Raw genomic sequence first — 2,204 nt, forward strand, 5'->3', positions numbered from 1 at the left:
GCGCGTTGGCGAGGTTGACGGCGCTGGGCCGCTCCTCCGGGCGCTTGCGCAGGCAGCTCTCGACCACCGTCCACAGCGGGTCCGGCATGCTCGGCGGGCGCTGCGGCTCCTCGGCGAGGTGGCGGTGCAGCACCTCCAGCGCGGTGCTGCCCGCGAAGGGCGGCCGGCCGGTGGCGAGTTCGTAGAGAAGGATGCCCGCGCCGTAGATGTCGACGGCGGAGGTCTGGGGCCGGCCCTCGGCGGACTCCGGCGCCACGTAGGCGGGAGTGCCGACGAATTCCTGGGTGCGGGTCAGGCCTGGCGAATCGGCCAGCCGCGCGATGCCGAAGTCGGTGAGCATGGGACGCATGCCCTCCGGCCCGTTCGCGAGCAGCACGTTGGCCGGCTTGAGGTCCCGGTGCACGACGCCGTCGGCATGGCTCGCCGCCAGCGCGTCGGCGACCTGGGCCGTCACCAGCGCGGCGGCCACGGGTGAGAACGGGCCGTTCTCGCGCAGGTAGCGCTGCAGGTCCGGCCCGTCGATGAGGTCCATCACGAGGGCGAGCAGATCGCCCTCGACGACGAGGTCCCGGGTGCGGACGATGTTGTGATGCGTCAGACGGAGCAGGACGGAGCGCTCCCGGAGGAAGCGCATGACCACGTCGGGGTCGTTCGCCAGCTCCTCCTTGAGAACCTTGATCGCCACCGTCTCACCGGGCTGACCGGGCACAGCTGCCTCGGCGCCCGCCGTCTCCCGCTGGCTGGCCCGCCACACGGTCCCCGTGGCGCCGCGGCCCAGCGGCTCCTCGAGCAAGTACTTGCTGCCTACCGGCCGCACGTCATGCGCTCCCTGGTGTCGTACTGCAATCCCACCCACAATAATGCCGTCTCGCGAACGGTCGAACGGCGAATGCGAACTGCGGGCTGCTTCGGGGAGGGACGCTTCACGCGACCAGCGCGGTTGCGGCCCGGCGGCGTTCCGCCGGCTCGCCCCTCCTGCCCCGGAGGCCTCCCCCGTCACAGCAAGTGTCACCGCTCCGGCCATGTCTCGGTTCGGCATCGTCTGGCGTCCCGCGACTGGTGAATCAGGCCGTACCTCTTGTCATGGTCAGGCTCGTCGGCCGAGGTCGGTGGACGGTCCGGACACGCCCTCTTGCGCATATGGCCGGAAAATCAAGATCATTGGTCGGCGCGAGCGGAGCGTTTTGTCAGTGGCGGGTGCGAGGATGCACGCGACACCGGCAGCACTGTGCGTGGACGTGCGAGCGCGTCTTGTGTTGTGCCGTGTGTGACATGTGTGCCGTGCGCCAGGAGCACGACGGGGCCGACCACCTCGTCGCGTGCCGGAGCCGGCACACCGGTGGCTGGGACCGGGAGGGCCGATGCAGATCCGGCTGACTGTCACCCTCGGGCCGCGTGGGAGCGGCCAGGGTGCGGGGGGCACGGTGGGCGCGCCGGGCACGGCACCGTCGTGCGACGTCGTGGTCACGGCTCCGTCCGGCACCCCGCTGTCCGCGGTGACGGTCGCGCTGGTCTCGACGGCCGCCTCGGCCGCGGGTGCGCACGGTGCGGGTGGCGGCCCTTCGGGCGGTGCCGACTCCTCAGCTTCCTCCGCTTCTTCCGCCGACTCCTCAGCCGCGGTGTACGTGGGGACGGAGCGCCTCGATCCCCACCGCCAGATGCTGGGCGAGCCCCCGCTGCTCGACGGCGCCGTCGTCTCGCTGCACGGCCCCGTCCTCCCCGCGACGACCCCCGCCCTCGCCGCGTACGGCTCGGCGAAGGCCCGTCTGCATGTGATCGCCGGCCCGGACGCAGGCGGCATACACCTCCTGCAGGGCGGCAAGATCCACCTCGGCCGCTCGGCGGAGACGGACGTCCCGCTCGACGACCCGGACGTCTCCCGGCTGCACTGCGCGGTGACCGTCTCCGACGGCGGAGCGGTCACCGTCACCGACCTGGACTCCACCAACGGCACCTCGCTGGACGGAGCGCGCGTCGGGCGGCAGCCCGTCCTCTTCCGTCCGGGCTCGACGCTGCGGGTCGGAGAGTCGGCCCTGCGTGTGGAGATCTCGTCGCCGGACGAGGCGCTCCCGTCCCCGTACGCACCCGGGGAGTCGGGCGCGGGTCATCCGACGCCGGCCTCCGGCGCCGTACGGGCCTCGGTGCCCGAATCGCTGCCCACCCTGCCCGACGGCAACGGACAGCTGCGTCTGACAGCGGGGCCG

General features: G+C 72.5%; 2 protein-coding genes. One reads left to right on the top strand and one right to left on the bottom strand.

Annotated elements, in window-relative coordinates:
- Positions 1-817 (bottom strand): serine/threonine-protein kinase (locus tag H5J26_RS30455; protein ID WP_181769178.1); only part of this gene is annotated, 817 nt, incomplete at its 3' end.
- 544 nt (positions 818-1,361) lie between these two features.
- Here H5J26_RS30455 and H5J26_RS30460 point away from each other — a divergent pair.
- Positions 1,362-2,204, top strand: an 843-nt coding sequence (locus H5J26_RS30460; protein ID WP_181769179.1) for an FHA domain-containing protein, incomplete at its 3' end; no start/stop codon positions are given.

This window comes from Streptomyces albidus (ex Kaewkla and Franco 2022), from assembly GCF_013870515.1.
GTDB classification, from domain to species: Bacteria; Actinomycetota; Actinomycetes; order Streptomycetales; family Streptomycetaceae; genus Streptomyces; species Streptomyces albidus.